Here is a 15,558-nt window from a genome sequence, read left to right as displayed (position 1 = left end):
CGGCCGAACCGAATCCCGGCCGCGGCCGCACGGCGAAGTGGCCCACATCGCGTCGGACGCGTTGTGGGCCACTGAGATTCGATCCGGATCCCTGGCCGGTTCAGGCCGCGGCGATTTTCCACAGATGGCCGTCGGGGTCGGCGATGTAGCCGAAATAGCCACCCCAGCCCGCCGATTCCGCGGCCCGCACGATCGTTGCACCCGCGGCGACCGCGGTGGCGATGGTCTTGTCGACCGCCTCGGGGCCGTCGACGATGTGGTGGAAGGAGACACCGCGGAATCCGCTGCCGTCGGCGGGCACTCCGGCATCAGCGGCGGCGTGCGCGAGCGGGTAGATACCCAGGGCGGATCCGCCTGCCAGTTCGAACGAGGCGAATTGCGGGAAGTCCTGGCCGAGGCTGGCGCCGAGCTCCTTGTAGAACTGCTTGGAACGGTCCATGTCGTCGACGGCCAGCATGATGGTGGTTACCTGCAGGGACATTGTCTTCTCCTTGATGTCGATCGAAACGAAACGGGGTAGGTAGCGGCCGGTTACCGTGCCGCCAGCACGCGGTCGGGGCTGCGCAGCGCCCACGACGCGACCACCAGGACCAGGACGCCGCCGGTGACGAGCAGGTGGTAGCCGCCGGCGCCGAAATCGTGGCGCACCGCGTGGGCGATGAACGCGCCCGACATGTTGAAGAACATGCCCGCGTAGGCCCATTCCTTCAGCCGGCGGAAGCCCGGGACCAGAATCGCCGCGGTGCCCAGCAGCTTCCACGTGCCGATCAGATAGAGGAAGTAGGGAGGGAAGCCGAGAATGCTCTCGGTCTCCAGAGTTCCGGCCTGCTGCGAGAATTCACCGAACGCGCCGCTGACCAGGATGAGGCCGAGCAGCGCGGTCGTTGTCCAGAAGGCGATCTCACGTCCCCGCCCGGTCACCGGCGCGGGGTCCGCCGTAGGGGCGGGTGCTTGCAGAGTGATCATGTGCGGTCCTTCGGTTCGAGTACCGGCGGCTCGCACTGATTCGAGCCGCCGTGTTCCTGCCGAAAAGACTGCACACCGGTATTGATAGTCCCGCTATACGTTCCCCATGGATGGCCTGTTCATCGGCCGGCGGCCAGCTCGGACTGCAGCAGGTGCAGGTCAGCGGGCGCCGCGAGGCCGAGATCGGTGTATTGCCGCGCCGCGGATTCCGCGTGCCGGCGGGCATCCTCGATCCGGGACAGACCGATATGGGCGCGAGCGGTCAGCTCATGGGTACGAGCCAGTTCGATGCCGGGGTGAGCGGCGGCGATCAGCTCGAGCGCGGCCGTGTGTTCGGCCAGCGCGGCGGCCGGGTCACCGGTGCGGCGCAGATACTCGCCCAGCGTGTTGCGCGTCGCCGCCTCCTCGACCGCATTGCCGAGGGCCCGGTACAACCGCGCGGCCTGTCGGTGGTGTTCCCGAGCCGGCCTGTCGTCTCGCCGCTCGCCCGCGATCACGCCGCAATGGTTGTGCACCAGGGCTTCTCCGTGCCGGTTGCCGAGCCGGCGGTGCAGGGCCAGTGCCCGGTCCAAGTGGTCCTGGGCGGCCCGATCGTCGCCGGTGCGCGCGAGGACCAGGCCGAGATTGCCCAGCACATGTGCCTCACCGACCCTGCTACCCAGCTCCTGCGCGAGTTCCAGCGCCTCCTCGAGCCAACCGCGTGCGGCGGCGAGGTCGTCTCGCCGGGCCTCGACATTGCCGAGTGTGTTCAACGCACGTGCCAGCTCATACCGGCTCCCGGCGCGGCGGTTGACATCCACCGCGTCCTGCGAGTAGTCGGCCGCGGCCGTCAGCTCGCCCCGCCGCCAGGCGGTCCAGCCGAGATCGGTCAGAGCGCGACCCCGTGCGACCTCGTCGCCGAGCCGGGTACTCGCGTCGAGCGCTGCCTGATGGACCCGCCGGCTGTCGCTGTGATGGCTGTTGCCGTCGAGATAGGGTCGCAGTGTCGCAGCCAGCAGGACCGCGAGTCGTTGTCCATCCACCTCCGTGGTGGCGGCCGCGCAGACTGCGGCCACCAGATTGTCGCGTTCGGCATCGAGCCAGGCGGCGGCCGGGACCGGTCCGCCGAACCGCGTCCATTCGATATCGGTGCCCGGCAACGCCTCTCGATCCGCCGCACTGTGGGCGAATACGAGATCCACTGCGGCACGGGCGCTGTACAGATAGAAGGTCAGCAGCCGGGTGACCGCCCGCGCGCGGTCGGAGTCGGAGTCGGCCGCCGCCCGGGCCTGGTCGCGCAACAGGTCGTGCATGGTGTAGCGGCCGAGCCGACGTTGCGCGACCATGTGCACGTCCAGCAGGTCCTCGAGCACGGTCTCTGCCGAGTCGAGATCGGTGCCGGCCAGCGCCGCGGCCGCGGCGGCGTCGATATCGGTGCCGGGGTGCAACCCCAGCAGCCGGAACATGCGCTGCGGCAACGGTTCCAGCTGATCGTAGGACAGCGCGAACGCGGCGGCGACCCCGCGCTCGGCGGTCGCCAGTTCGGCGAGCCGCCGCCGTTCGTCCCGCAGCCGGTCCCCCAGGTAGCCGACCGTCCAGCGGGACCGGTGAGTGAGCCGGGCCGCCGCGATGCGTACCGCCAGCGGCAGGAATCCGCACAACTGCGCGACATCGAGCACCGCCACCGGTTCCGCGGCCGCGCGCGGGCCGACGATGGCGCCGAACAGGTCCACAGCGTCCCGGGCCGTCAGTGTCTCCATCGACAGGGTGCGCGCGCCGTCGAGGTCCACCAGCCGACGCCGGCTGGTGATGATGACGATGCTGCCCGCGGACCCCGGCAGCAGTGGCCGCACCTGCTCGCTGTCGCGAACATTGTCGAGCACGACGACCACCCGGCGCCGGCCCAGTTCGGAGCGCCACAGCGCGGCCCGTTCGGCGGCGCTGTCCGGAATATGATCAGCGGCCATCCCGAGCTGCCGCAACAACACCGCCGTTGCGATCTCCACCGGCACCGGATCCGCGCCCGGCGTGTGCGCCTGCAGATCCAGGAACAGCTGTCCGTGTGGGCAACTGTCGGTGAGCCGGTGCGCGGCGTGCACCGCCAGCGCGGTCTTGCCGATACCGGCCATACCGTCGATCGTCCAGATGGACACCGGCGGTATCGAATTCGAGTCCGCAACGATTGCCGCGAGCTCGACCTCACGACCGGCGAAATCCGGCAGGTCGTACGGCAGGAAATTGGCGGGTACGGCGCCGGCGGATCTGGTCGGCGAGGCGGGACGCGGTGCCTCGGGGATCGAGATGCCGGAACTCGCCTGCGCGGCAACAGCTGCGGTGACAACGGTCGCCGGGGTAGCCGGTACCACCGAATCGGGTGCGGGCAGGTCCAGCGCCGGGTCCGCACGCAGCACGGCCGCTTCCAGTTCAGCGAAGGCACGACCGGGGTCGAGTCCCTGGTTCTCGGCCAGCACCGCGCGCAGCGCGCGGGCCGCTGCGAGTGCGTCGGCTTGGCGGCCGCTGCGATACAGCGCCAGCACCAGCTGGCCCGCGAGTCTCTCCCGCCCAGGATGGGCCGCGACCTCGGCGGCGAGTTCGTCGAGCACCTGCTCGTGCTGGTGCGCGGCCAGCTCGGCCTCCATGAGCAGCTCGACGGCAGCCAGCCGGCGATCACGCAGCCGCCGTCGCTCGCCGGCTGCGAACTCCGCGTGCACCCCCGCGAGCGGTTCGCCTTGCCACAGCGCCAGCGCACGTCGCAGCGTGAGAACCAACGAGCCCGCACCGAATTGCGGTGCAGCCGAGTGCCCTACGGAGTCCCGCCGAGCAATCGGGTCGACCTGGGAACCGACGGCGACCGAGGCGATCTCGTCGCGGAAGACGGCGAGGTCGAATTCGCCGGGCTCCGGAGTAACGACATAGCCGGCCGGGGTCGTCACCAGCACCGGGTCCCGCCCGCAGTCGCGTAGGACACGCCGGATCGCGGCGATACTCGCATGGATCTGTGCCCGTGCCGTGTCGGGTGTCTCGACACCCCACATGGCGTCGGCCAGCCGCTCGGCGCTGCAGGCCCGCCCGGCGTTCAGCAGCAGGTACGCCAGTACCGCCCGATGCCGCGGGGCCGCCGTCAGCGGCCCGTCGTCGCCCAGTATCTCTACCGGCCCCAGCACCCGGAACCGGATCCGGACCGTCTGTTCCATTCCCAACCCTCCAGCGCCGCATAGCGAGCGCATAGCGAATGTATCAACGGGGCTGTCGATGGTGGTCCGGTGGACGAAATACCGCTGGTGGACCCGGAATCCACGGTCGGCCGCCTGCGGGCGCTGTTCGTGTCGGCGCAGCGGGTCCTGGGCATCACACCGAACCTGGTGAAGGCACTCGCCAACAGCATCCCGGCGCTGGAGGGTTTCCTGGCTCTCGTCCGCTCGCTCAGGGAAAGCACACTGACCGCACCGACCCGGACCCGTCTCGGGCTGCTCGTGGCCCAGGAGACCGCCTCGGATTACGGGCTGTCGGTGCACGGATTCCTCGGCGCCGGTGCCGGGCTCGCCGCCGTCGACCTCGACGCGGCGCGTAGCGGTCGCTCCGAATCTGCCACGGACGCAGCCGTCCTGGCGTTCGCGCGGGCGATTCTGCGCAGCCACGGCCACGTGACGCCCGCGGAGTTCGCGGCCGCGCACAGCGCCCTGGGGTCCGAGGCCATGCTCGAGGTCGTGGCGCACGTCGCCCTGCAGTTGCTGAGCAACTACGTCACCGCCATGGGCCGGGTCCCGGTCGACTGGCCGCTCATCCGGCACACCGATACCGTTACCGCACAACCGATCACCGCGAGCGAAGAGAAGCGACCGAACGGTTCGCGGAGCTATGATCGGCCGATGCCGTCACCGACCTACGACGACGTCCGCACGGCCCGCGAGCGTATCCGGGGGGCGATTCGGCCGCTGACGGTGCTGCCCGCGCCCGACCTACTACCCGGCACCGAGCTGTGGCTGGCTTGCGAATTCCTGCAGCACACCGGATCGTTCAAGGCACGCGGTGCGGTGAACCTGCTCGCCGAACTCACCGCGAGCCGCGCGCTGCCCGAGGTGGGCATCGCCGCTGCCACCGGCCGCAACGCAGACCTCGGTTTCGCCTGGGCCGCACAACGATTCGACGTCCCGGCGACCGTGTTCCTGGCCGCCGGCACCGCAGCCCGGAAGGTGGACCGACTGCGGGCCCTCGGCGCGGAGGTCCGCCTGCTCGGCGACACCCAGGACGAGGCCGCTACTGCCGCCGCCGAATTCTGTGCCACGACAGGCGCGATCGACGCCTACGCCTACGAGGACCGGGCGGCCTGCGCGGGTGCCGGCACCATCCTGCTCGACCTGCTCGACATTCGCGGCGACCTGGACACGATCGTGGTAGCAGTCGGCGCGGGTGGCATGTTCTCCGGTATCGCCGCGGTCGCCCACCAGCACGGTGTCCGGCTGGTCGGCGCGGAACCGGTCGGCAGCCAGGCCCTGCACACTGCCCTGGCCCGCGATGCCGTCACCGACGTCCAGATCGACTCGATCGCGGCCGATTCCCTTGGTGCCCCTCGCATTTCGGCCGCAGCCCTGGAGTGGGCACGCACCGCCGGTGCCCGCTCGGTGGTAGTGCCCGACGCGGCTCTCGTCGCGGCGCGCCGGTCGCTGTGGGATCACCATCGGATCGTCGTCGAGCACGGCTCCGCCGCGGGTCTCGCCGCGCTGGCCACCGGCGCGTACCGGCCCGACCCCGGCGAACGGGTCGGCATCGTGTTGTGCGGTGCCAACACCGACCCCGCGGACCTCTGCGCCGGCTGAGCACCGGATCGCAGGCGAGTCCGGGCTCAGAGATCGATCGACTCGGCGGCCGGCCGATTCGGTACAGCCCCCACCCTTTCCGACGCATGCGATCCCGGTCGCACCGCACTGCTGGTCTGCGACATGCAGGTGGGAATCGTGCGGCCGCTGTCCGACGGCGACCGCGTCGTGGCGGCGGTCGCGGAGGTGCGAGATGCGGCCCGGGCGGGTGGATTTCGAGTGTTCTGGACCCGGCACATGTCGCTGCCGCCGGCCGCCACTGCGTTGGCCTACGCGACCGAACACCGTGCTCTTCGCTCTCTTCTCCTCGATCTTCGACGTGCGCTACCTGACCTGAGAGTACGGACGCTGACCCGCGCCGAGGAAGCCGCAGAAGGTGGTGGATTCAGGGCACCACAGTCGAGGGAGCACGGGCCAAGGCCGCCGAGATCTTCGGCGCCTACGGATCGCTTCCGTCCTATCGCGCGATGATGGACAACGAGGGCGTGGCCGGCCCCGCCGATCTTGCGATCATCGGCTCCGAAGATCAAGTAGCGGCGCGGATCCGGGAGGTCTTCGCGGCCGGAGCCACCGAATTCGTCGGCGCGGTGTTCAGCGGCGGCGGCGCAGGGGCCCGCACCCGCAAACTGCGTGCCGGACTGGCGGCTTGAGACCGGCCGACTAGGCGCGGGGGGCCAGTCCTGCGTACAGCATGGTGCCGGTCTGCGGCTCCCGCACGACGAGGACGTTGTCGCCGGTGCGGGGGATTTCCAGGCGCGAGACCAGGGTTGTGATCGTCACCTGTCGACCGCCCAAGTCGAGCAGGAGCACGACATTCGGGTTGTCGTTGATCGTCTGGCCCGTGTCCTGGACTTGCACGACGGTCGCGGTCTCGGTGGGGACTCCGGCTGCGCGCAACTGCGCGGCCTGCTGGGCCTGATTGGCTGATGCCATCGCACCCTGCATGGCGTTCGTGAACTCGCTGCCCATGAACGCCTTGGTCATTTTGCCCGTAAGGCCTTTGCCTTGAACGATTTTCTCGGCCTTCTGCATCGCGTCGGCCTGGCGATCTTGCATGGACTTCTTGTTGCCGAACAGTCCCATGGCAATCTCCACTCTTGTTGCGTAAGACTATGGCCAGAGTACGGCAGAGCCACGACGACGACGACTCGATGGAGCAATCTTCCATGCAACGGTTGTGTCTACCCGGGAAGCTGGATCCGGTTGCGGCGGTTGGTGTTACGCGCTGAGCCGAGCATGCGCGGGGGTACGGCACCGCGCCGGAGGTGATGTCGACCCACACTCGCCCGAGACAGGCTCCTCAACAGGCCCGAGCCCGACGGCCTTTCGATTCGGCACGGTACCCGCATGGTGTCGGACTCCTACCTGGTCAGTTTTCTTGAACCGGCTGACCAGCGCGAGTGCCTTCAAAAGGGACTGGTGCAGGATCCGGTGACAGCCTTCGGTCACGCGGCCTGAATGGCCGGTGCGGTCATGATGACCTCGTACTCGACAGGCGTCAAACGACCGAGCCCGGCCTGGCGACGCCGTCGATGATAGGTCCGCTCGATCCACGTGACGATCGCGATACGCAATTCCTCACGCGTGGACCACGATCGGCGATCCAGGACGTTCTTCTGCAGCAACGCGAAGAAGCTCTCCATCGCCGCGTTGTCGCCGGCCGCGCCGACCCGGCCCATCGACCCGGCCATGCCGTGACGAGTCAAGGCGTGCACGAACTTCCGGCTCCGAAATTTACTGCCACGGTCGCTGTGGACCACGCATCCGGCCACGTCCGCCCGCCTGGCGACAGCATTGTTCAACGCGCGGACCGCGAGCGACGATTTCATCCGGGAATCGATCGAATAGCCGACGATACGATTCGAGAACACGTCCTTCACCGCGCACAAATACAGCTTGCCCTCACCCGCTTGGATTCCAGCAGTCGTCGCAACACCTCTCGGGAGGTGTGGCCGTGGCCGGCAAGAAGTACACGCAGCAGCAGAAGGACGAGTTCTTCCGGGTGCTCGACAGGGGAGGAACTGTCCGCGCTGCTGCGAGAGCGGTGGGTGTTCATGAGGACGCCGGCTACAACTGGCTGCGTCGCACCGGGCTGACCATGCAGAGGGCGACGCCGCGCGTCTACCCTGCGGAGTTGAAGGCGGAATTCCTGCGGCTGGTGCGGGAGCGGCAGATTATCTCCACCGTTGCGCGCGAGCTGGGGATTCATCGGCCGACTGCCTATGCGTGGGCTCGCAAGGCGGGAATCTCCACCAGCGAAGCGCGGAAGGTCAATCCGCGCAGGGAGGAGTTTCTGCGGCTACGAGCTGCCGGGCTTACACGCGCGCAAGCCCGGACACGTGTCGGCGCCGATGCCCGATCTGCCACAGACTGGGACAAGGGCATCACGATCATCAGCAGGGGCCGGGTTTATCCGGACGGTCGTGTGGTGCGTTACCCCGAGCGGAACAATGGCAACGTGCCGGAACGACGATCGCGTGCGATCGGTGGGAGTGTCGACCTCGACGTTGTCGAGAAGATCATCCACCCTCGATATCTCAGTCTGCTTGAGCGTGAGCAACTGCAGGACCTGCGGCGTTCTGGGTTGTCGATTCGCAAGATCGCGTCCGAGCTGGGCCGCGCGCCGTCGACGATCAGTCGGGAGTTGACCCGCAACACCGTCTCGTCGCGGGGATACATGCCTCATACCGCGCACCGGCTGTCGGTGAAACGCCGAGCCAGACCGCGGCCGCCGAAGCTGCTCGCAAACCGGGACCTTCGTCTCTACGTGCAGGCGAAACTGAACAAGAAGTGGTCGCCGCAGCAGATCAGCCACCGGCTGATCAAGGACTTCCCGACCACGTCGGCGATGCGGGTGAGCACCGAGACGATCTACCAGGCGATCTATGTCCACGCACGCGGTGAGCTCAAACGTGAACTCGGAAAACAACTTCGGCGTGGTCGTCTGGCCCGCAAACCTCGTAAACGGCCTGATATCCGCCGTCCGAGGTTCGTCGATCCGATGAACGCGATCGGCAATCGGCCCGCAGTCGTCGACTCGAGGGCGGTTCCGGGGCATTGGGAAGGTGACCTCATCATTGGCGCCCTGGGCGGATCGGCGATCGCGACGCTGGTCGAGCGGTCCACACGCTTCGTGATGCTGGGTCTCGTCGGCCGCGAACGCAACGCGGAAACTGTCCGGGACTCGCTGATCGCCGCCGTTGCCGACCTGCCAGCGGCGCTGAGAGGCACGCTGACCTGGGACCAGGGCGCGGAAATGGCCGAGCACCGGGCATTCAGCGCCGCGACCAACTTCGACGTCTACTTCGCGGACCCTGGATCGCCCTGGCAGCGGGGAACCAACGAAAACACCAATGGGCTTCTCCGGCAATATTTTCCACGCGGCACTGACCTGGCCAGACACGATATCGACTACCTCCGCGCGGTCGCTCAGGAGCTCAACGAGCGCCCCCGCAAGTCGCTGGGTTGGGACACGCCCGCCGAGCACCTGCATGCTTTACTGGACGCCTCGTAATCACGCGTGTTGCGACGACTGCTGGAATCCAAGCCAGCGAAGGAAAACTCTACATTTGCGCGGTGAAGGACGTGTGGTCCAACCGGATCGTCGGCTACTCGATCGACGACCGCATGACCGCGGAGCTGGCGTGCTCGGCGCTGCGGAACGCGATCGGGCTGCGGTCACCGGCCGGCACGATCGTGCATTCCGACCGCGGCAGTCAGTTTCGCTCCCGGAAGTACGTCAATGTGTTGTCCCGCAATGGGTTGCACGGTTCGATGGGCCGGATCGCCGCGTGTGCGGACAACTCGGCCATGGAATCGTGGTTCGCTCTGCTGCAACGCAATGTGCTCGACCGCAAACGCTGGGAGACGAAGGCAGAACTCCGGCTGGCCATGGTTCATTGGATCGAACGGACCTACCACCGGCGCCGACGTCAGCGCGGCCTGGACCGGCTGACCCCCGGTCGAGTATGAGACCCTGAACAAGGCCTCACTCGCGGCCTGAAACCACCACAACCCGCGAGTCAATCAGACCAGGGGCAGTCCCCTATGCATTGGCGGAACATGTTCGGCGACCTCGCGTTCCGGGCACCGGCTGTAGTCGCGCGACTCTCGCGGCCGCAAGAACTGGTTCCCAACGCGAAAAAGGTCGGGGCCTGGCCGTTGTCGCTGGGATTCCAGTACGTCGCGTTGCGCAACGCCGAGATCAACCAGATCGCCTTGGCCGGCAGCGAGATCACCCAGCGAAAGCCGGCGTTGTTCTGGCCCCTGATCCGCGCAAGCCTCACCACTCCGAGGACGCATCACCTGCACCGCGGAGTCGACCGCGCACTGGAGCGGGCGTTGTTCACCGAGCTACCGGTCGAAATCGTCCACCGCGCGGGCAAGGGCGGCGGGCGAGATCTCGAGACCCGCTACGATTACCGCCAGCTTGCCGAGGACCTGTGTGACAGCGGACTGTGCGACCGGAATCTGCTCGACCAGCAAGAACTTTCGCACCTCGCCGGGGGACGTGCCCCCGACGGCGACACACAGTTCGCCCTGATTCGCGCCACCCTGACCAACGAATGGATCACCCGTGCCCTGGCACCCTGATCGGATCATCAGCCGCGAGCAAGCCGCGATCCTGCGGCGAGGGCTACGAACCTCCCGCGGCCATATGGCCGCGTTCGTCGCGATCACCCTGCTGGCGTCGATCACGTCGATCGCAGGTCCGTTGATCTTCGTACGAGCGGTCTCCGACATCTCTCGCCCGACCACGCAGCTGTTCGGCTACTTCGTCCTGTTCGCCGCGGCCACCGCGGCCTCGCGGTTCCTCCAGGACGCCAAGACGGTGCTGATGAACCGGGTGCAACAGGACGTCGGTTACGTCACCAGCGACGAGTTGCTGGGCAAGGTGATGAACGCCGACGGTTCGGTGTTCGCCCGCGCCAACGCCGCGAAGATCTCCACGCTGGTGCAGAGCTTCGGCCAGTCGAACAAGGTCTACATCCAGATGTTCATGATGGTGATCCTGGCCAGCGTGTCCGACGTGGCCATATCGATGGCCGTGATCAGCCGCAGCATCAACCCGGTCGTCGCCGTGTTCGTCCTCGGCTATGGAGCCGCCACCGTGTGGCTCACCCTGCGCAGCAACAAGGTCACCGACAAATACCTGCGCGAGGCCCAGCGCAAGACCAACGACAACGCCAACCTCCTCGGCAATGTCGTCGCCGCCATCGTCTCGATCCGCATCTACCGGGGACAGTCCTGGATCGCCGCAGTCAACCGCCGCAACTACGTCGACGCCCGCGCGAACTGGAACGCCTTCTACGGCCGGCGGGTCGTCTACGGCGGACTGCAGGGCCTGCTGGTCATGGTGCAGTACTGCGGCGCGTTCGGTGCGTTGCTACTGCTTCACCGCGGCGGCGCCGACCTGGCCCAAATACTGTTGCTCATCTTGATCCTCGCTCAGCTCAACAGGCCGTTCGAACTCGTCGGTACCTCACTGCGGGACTTCGCTCAGGCCAAGGCCATGGCCGCGCCCGTTCTCGAACTCTTCGCCGATCAGCCCACGATCGTGACCGGCGGCACGGCGGCGAACAAAGCCCCCGTATTTACCCGGGCACCAGTCTTCGACATCGAGAACCTCTCGACGCGCTATAGCAGCGACGGTCCCGCGGTCCTCGACAGGCTCGATGCGTCGTTCGGCCCCGGATGCCTCAACTTCGTCGTCGGCCCTTCCGGCGTGGGCAAATCCACGCTGATGAACATCCTGCTCAGGCTGAACACCACCTACACCGGGACCGTCCGCATCGACGGTCAAACCTTGAACACCTTCGACGACGACACCTACTGGGCCCGCGTCGGCTACGTGCCCCAGGAACCGATGATGATGAACGTGTCGATCCGCGAAAACGTCCTGCTGGGCAGAGAATTCACCGACACCGAAATCGTCGACACCCTGACCAAGGTCGGCCTGCGCCACAAACTCGACGAATTCCCCGACGGCCTGGACCACACGATCGGCGAAGGCGGGCGCCTGCTCAGCGGAGGCGAGAAACAGCGGCTCTCCATCGCTCGCGCGCTCATCGCCCGACCCAGGATCCTGTTCCTCGACGAAGCCAGCTCCGCCCTCGACAGCGACACCGAAGACAAGATCCTGGCCTCACTGCGCGCCTTGGCCGACGACACCACCATCATCGCCATCACCCACCGCACCGACACCATCACCGCAGCCGACAACGTGGTCGACCTGACACCCGCCACGGTCATCTCCCAGCGATGACTCGCCGCCACCAAGCCAGTGGACTCGGTCAGTGGATGCCCGGGGTGCGGGGGTCGTCTCCCAGGCAGGTGTACAAGACGCAGCCTGGTGGTTCGTCGGTGAATGGGTCGGCCAGGGTCTCGCCGCGGCAGGCCAGGGGAGTGCAGCCGGGGTACGCGTCGGGGCCGACACCGAGGGCGCCTGCGAGCAGGGGAAGTTGAAGTTGTTCGCGATGCCCCGGAAGGGCCGAGGGGATCGGGGTCGATGTACGGGCCCGGGTCGGGGATCGGTGGTTCGTCGAAGGCGGCGTAGAGGCGCCGCCAGAATTCCCACGGGACCATTTCGTTCGTCGTGGGGCCGTTGCCGCCGGTCCACACCACCGTCATGTCCAGGCTGGGTACGACGAAGATGTTCTGCATGTTGAAGCCGGCGAGGGTGTAGCTGTCGGCTGGGAGGAAGGTGGGTAGTTCGGCGCAGCCGGGGCCCACCCAGAACAGGAAGCCGTAGCAGGGGTTCGTCGGCGACGACGAATGCGCTTGGTGCAGATAATCACTGGAGACGACGCGCTTGTCACCCCACTGTCCGTCGTGCGCGATGAGCAGCCCGAGTTTGGCGAAGTCGACCGGTGGGATCAGTAGATTCCCGAAGCCGTAGGTGTGGCCGGAACGGTCGTGTGCCCAGTAGTAGTCGGAGCGTTCGATACCCAGCGGATCGAACAACTCGCGTTGCGCGAATTGCTGAAACGGTTCGCCGACAGCGGCTTCCACGACAGCGGACAGCAGATCGACGGCGCGCCCGCTGTAGGCGAATGTGGAGCCGGGAGGCGTGGCGAGCGGAATTCCCATGGCCTCGGCGCCCACATCGGGGTCGATCGGCCCGATCGACGTCAGCAGTTCCATGGTCGTGGAGGTGGTCAGTCCGGAGGTTTGGGTGAGGAGGTTGCGTACCGTGATGGCGCGATGTGCGGCGTCACCGAAATCCGGTGGCAGGTAGGTGCCGATCGGCGCGTCCAGTTCCAGTTTCCCTTGGTCGTAGGCGATCCCGGCCACCAGCGAAACCACGCCCTTGGTGCCGCTCCAGAGGTTCCACGGGACACCGTCGGACCGGTCGTTTGTCGGTCCCCGGCCGATCAGGCAGCCGCGCCGGAAGATCTGGATGTTCGTCCGGCCGACGCTGACCGCGTAGGCCATCGCATCGGCCGTCCGACCGGAATCCAGGCCTTCCTGCTCGGCCGAAGCGGTCTCGAAGGTACGCCCGGAACTGATGCCACACCTCGGGCTGTCCGGGGAAAGGTCCTGCGCCGCAGCGGCAGCCGGAATGCTCAGGACGAGCATCGAAGCGGCGAATGCCAGGGCGGCGGCACCGCGAACGTGTGCTCGGTGAGTAATGACGGTGTGTCCTTTACGAGGCGACGCGACTGGCCGACGCATCCGGCGCCGTAACCGGGACGCCGGACCTGTTCCCGTCACATCGTGTCGGTCCGAGGTCCGGCGGCCGGATTACCTGATAAACGCCCCGACTCGGAACCATCCGAGGTTTGCTTGCACCAGAAGATCGTAGCCAGGGAAATGAATCCTCCTCATACCAGGAGGATTCGATTCCTCTCGCACCACATAATGGGGAATACGGTGCGAGGGGAACCTTTTGGTGAGCTGCGCACTCTCCGCCGTAGACGGTATCGGTGAAGACCGCAGAAGGGAAACCGTTATTCGTGGATTACCGACAACGAACTGTTGTGTGATCCCTCGCGTGAACGCGCGGTGCCGGCCTGAGAGTCGGGGGTGTACGGCTGATCGGCGGGAATCACAATCAACTCTTGCCGGTCGACAACGAAAATTGATTTCTCTTCGCCTCGATCGCACTCTACGGAGTGATCCACATCTCCCGATGCACCGTTATTGTTGCGGCATAGGATGATTGTCGCTCCGCAACTGAGTGAACGGTGGATGCCGATATTCCGTCGATATCGAAAGTGGGGCGATCCATGCGATCGAACCTTGTCCGCGTTGCCGTACTCACCGCCCCGATCCTGATGCCGGTCGCCGCGATGGCGATTCCGGCGGCCCCCGCGCCGGGCCACGATCAACCATCAGTGCCAGGCGACGCCGCCGCTGAGCGGGCCGCAAACCCTGACCATGTCGCTCGGTGCGACGGGGAGCGCCCTGGCCACCGCGAATGTCGTTGATGCCGTGGCGATACCCTGACCCCGGCGTTGATGCAGGTACCGAGCCGGCCCGTGCGGGTGATCAGTCGCTGCGGCGCATGCGAACGATCTCTGCGATCGGAAGCAGCGCCGCGGTGCCGATCATCGCGGCACGGCGCACGCGAGTACGACCCTTGGGAGGGTCTTTCGGATCGGGGTGGTCGGGCACAGCCAGGGCGCCGGGGCCGGGCTGGGCGCGGTGCCCGGGCCCTGGACGACGGTGGCCTGCCATGACTGCGAAGATGCGGCGATCAACCGTGGGGGTGGTATCCGATCGAGCTGCCCGCACCGAGAAAAGTAAGTAGCTGGGTCAGTACGGCGGCGACCTCGCCCGTCGGCATGGTAACCGCGAAGGTGGGGGCGTCCGTGGTGGCGAGGGTGATTGCTCGATGAGTCATGAGGGTATCCTGTTTCGCTGAACGGGCCGACGGCGAACACCACATACGGTGGTGACGGGACCCCGGAAGTCGGTCCACTGCGTGTGAGAGCCGGTTATCGGTGGATGCAGGTTGCAGCGTATCCGGCCGGGGTGCTGTAGCCCAGGGCAGAATGCCTTCGGTGGTGGTTGTATTCGTCTTTCCAGTCGCTGATCACGACGCGAGCATGGGTGAGAGACCAGAAGCTGTTGATGTTGAGGCATTCATCGCGCAGACGGCCGTTGAACGACTCGATGTATCCGTTGCGCCAGGGCTGGCCAGGTGGAACGAACGCCAGCCCGACTCGTTCCCCGGCCCAGTCGGCCATGGCCGCGCACGCGAATTCGGGTCCGTTGTCGCAACGCAGCGCGCCCGGGTAACCCCGGTCGACAGCGATCCGGTCGAGCTCGTCGATGAGCCGGTCCGCGGTGATCGACCGCTCCACCAACCCGCCGAGGCATTCGCGGGTGTGCTCGTCGACGATCGAGACGATCTTGACCGGGCGCCCGTCGTCGGTGGCGTCGAATTGGAAATCCACTGCCCACACCCGATTCGGCGCGTTCGCAGTCACCGTCGTGGCAGTGGAGGTGCCCAGGCGTTTGCGGCGGCGGCGCTGCGGGACTCGTAGTCCCTCCTCGCGCCAGAGGCGTTGGATCTTCTTGTGGTTGACCGTCCAGCCTTCGCCGCGGGCGTCGTGATAGGCGCGGCGGAAGCCCTGCCGCGGGTGGCTTCTCGACCAGGCGCGTAGCCAATCACGCAGTGCCGCATCGGGATCAGCGGTCATCTGCGCGGCCGCAGGGCGGCGCTGGGTACTTCGGTGCTGCCCGGCGACCCGGCAGGCGAACCGCTCGCTCACTTCGAGCACGCGCATCAGGTGCGCCACGGCCGCCCGCCGGCGTTCCGGGTCTAGAAGTTTCCAGTCATGATCATCAC

The 15,558-nt window shown here is 66.9% G+C and carries 12 protein-coding genes and 3 pseudogenes; 7 read left to right on the top strand and 8 right to left on the bottom strand.

Annotation, left to right across the window (positions count from 1 at the left end):
- Positions 1-100: 100 nt before the first annotated feature.
- From EBN03_RS32705 to EBN03_RS32695, 3 genes are all read right to left on the bottom strand, one after another.
- A complete protein-coding gene (locus EBN03_RS32705; protein ID WP_122192045.1) occupies positions 101-481 on the bottom strand; it encodes a VOC family protein in 381 nt (126 codons plus the stop codon).
- 50 nt (positions 482-531) lie between these two features.
- Complete coding sequence (locus EBN03_RS32700; protein ID WP_122192044.1) at positions 532-966, bottom strand: DoxX family protein; 435 nt, start codon at positions 964-966, stop codon at positions 532-534.
- A 119-nt stretch (positions 967-1,085) separates the two neighbouring features.
- Positions 1,086-4,139 (bottom strand): AfsR/SARP family transcriptional regulator, encoded by a 3,054-nt coding sequence (locus EBN03_RS32695; protein WP_158675808.1) that lies wholly within the window; start codon positions 4,137-4,139, stop codon positions 1,086-1,088.
- 69 nt (positions 4,140-4,208) lie between these two features.
- Here EBN03_RS32695 and EBN03_RS35400 point away from each other — a divergent pair, with 69 nt between their 5' ends.
- Genes EBN03_RS35400 through EBN03_RS32680 form a run of 3 tightly spaced genes read left to right on the top strand, consistent with a single transcriptional unit; the run spans position 4,209 to position 6,412 of the window.
- Positions 4,209-5,762, top strand: coding sequence for a pyridoxal-phosphate dependent enzyme (locus EBN03_RS35400; protein WP_233608801.1), 1,554 nt, complete (start codon positions 4,209-4,211; stop codon positions 5,760-5,762).
- 36 nt (positions 5,763-5,798) lie between these two features.
- Complete coding sequence (locus tag EBN03_RS32685; protein ID WP_325052120.1) at positions 5,799-6,233, top strand: isochorismatase family protein; 435 nt, start codon at positions 5,799-5,801, stop codon at positions 6,231-6,233.
- The gene (locus EBN03_RS32680) at positions 6,230-6,412 is read left to right on the top strand and encodes a hypothetical protein (RefSeq protein ID WP_325052119.1); all 183 of its coding nucleotides are present in this window, start codon (positions 6,230-6,232) and stop codon (positions 6,410-6,412) included. Before EBN03_RS32685 ends, EBN03_RS32680 begins: the two co-directional genes overlap by 4 nt.
- Before the next feature lie 10 nt (positions 6,413-6,422).
- On the opposite strand, the gene EBN03_RS32675 is transcribed toward EBN03_RS32680, so the two are convergent.
- Both EBN03_RS32675 and EBN03_RS32670 read right to left on the bottom strand, forming a co-directional pair.
- On the bottom strand, positions 6,423-6,857 hold the full coding sequence (locus tag EBN03_RS32675) for a hypothetical protein (protein WP_199743078.1): 435 nt from the start codon (positions 6,855-6,857) through the stop codon (positions 6,423-6,425).
- A 350-nt stretch (positions 6,858-7,207) separates the two neighbouring features.
- A pseudogene (locus EBN03_RS32670) lies at positions 7,208-7,666 on the bottom strand (transposase); the annotation flags it as partial.
- 194 nt (positions 7,667-7,860) lie between these two features.
- Here EBN03_RS32670 and EBN03_RS32665 point away from each other — a divergent pair.
- From EBN03_RS32665 to EBN03_RS32650, 4 genes and pseudogenes are all read left to right on the top strand, one after another.
- Positions 7,861-9,276, top strand: a complete 1,416-nt coding sequence (locus tag EBN03_RS32665) for an IS30 family transposase (RefSeq protein ID WP_456093823.1) — start codon at positions 7,861-7,863, stop codon at positions 9,274-9,276.
- Between the two features lie 29 nt (positions 9,277-9,305).
- Positions 9,306-9,734, top strand: a pseudogene (locus EBN03_RS32660) (transposase); the annotation flags it as partial.
- Between the two features lie 90 nt (positions 9,735-9,824).
- Positions 9,825-10,355, top strand: coding sequence for a hypothetical protein (locus EBN03_RS32655; RefSeq protein WP_122192040.1), 531 nt, complete (start codon positions 9,825-9,827; stop codon positions 10,353-10,355).
- Positions 10,339-12,027, top strand: coding sequence for an ATP-binding cassette domain-containing protein (locus tag EBN03_RS32650; RefSeq protein WP_147471786.1), 1,689 nt, complete (start codon positions 10,339-10,341; stop codon positions 12,025-12,027). Before EBN03_RS32655 ends, EBN03_RS32650 begins: the two co-directional genes overlap by 17 nt.
- Positions 12,028-12,743: 716 nt before the next feature.
- On the opposite strand, the pseudogene EBN03_RS35390 reads toward EBN03_RS32650, so the two are convergent.
- The 3 genes and pseudogenes from EBN03_RS35390 to EBN03_RS32640 all read right to left on the bottom strand — a co-directional run.
- Positions 12,744-13,196: pseudogene (locus EBN03_RS35390) on the bottom strand (serine hydrolase domain-containing protein); the annotation flags it as partial.
- A 1,264-nt stretch (positions 13,197-14,460) separates the two neighbouring features.
- Complete coding sequence (locus EBN03_RS34395; protein ID WP_158675807.1) at positions 14,461-14,607, bottom strand: hypothetical protein; 147 nt, start codon at positions 14,605-14,607, stop codon at positions 14,461-14,463.
- 94 nt (positions 14,608-14,701) lie between these two features.
- A partial coding sequence (locus tag EBN03_RS32640; RefSeq protein ID WP_122192038.1) for an IS3 family transposase occupies positions 14,702-15,558 on the bottom strand: 857 nt, incomplete at its 5' end.

Source organism: Nocardia stercoris (genome assembly GCF_003696265.1).
Classification (GTDB): Bacteria; Actinomycetota; Actinomycetes; order Mycobacteriales; family Mycobacteriaceae; genus Nocardia; species Nocardia stercoris.
Note: the sequence above shows the minus strand (reverse complement) of the source record. Positions and strands in the feature narration are given on the sequence as shown.

Excerpts from the sequence above, each read along its gene's own strand:
- EBN03_RS32705 (WP_122192045.1), bottom strand. The coding sequence starts at position 481 with ATGTCCCTGCAGGTAACCACCATCATGCTGGCCGTCGACGACATGGAC.
- EBN03_RS32700 (WP_122192044.1), bottom strand. The coding sequence starts at position 966 with ATGATCACTCTGCAAGCACCCGCCCCTACGGCGGACCCCGCGCCGGTG.
- EBN03_RS32695 (WP_158675808.1), bottom strand. The coding sequence starts at position 4,139 with ATGGAACAGACGGTCCGGATCCGGTTCCGGGTGCTGGGGCCGGTAGAG.
- EBN03_RS32680 (WP_325052119.1), top strand. The coding sequence starts at position 6,230 with ATGATGGACAACGAGGGCGTGGCCGGCCCCGCCGATCTTGCGATCATC.
- EBN03_RS32665 (WP_456093823.1), top strand. The coding sequence starts at position 7,861 with ATGCAGAGGGCGACGCCGCGCGTCTACCCTGCGGAGTTGAAGGCGGAA.
- EBN03_RS32655 (WP_122192040.1), top strand. The coding sequence starts at position 9,825 with ATGTTCGGCGACCTCGCGTTCCGGGCACCGGCTGTAGTCGCGCGACTC.
- EBN03_RS34395 (WP_158675807.1), bottom strand. The coding sequence starts at position 14,607 with ATGACTCATCGAGCAATCACCCTCGCCACCACGGACGCCCCCACCTTC.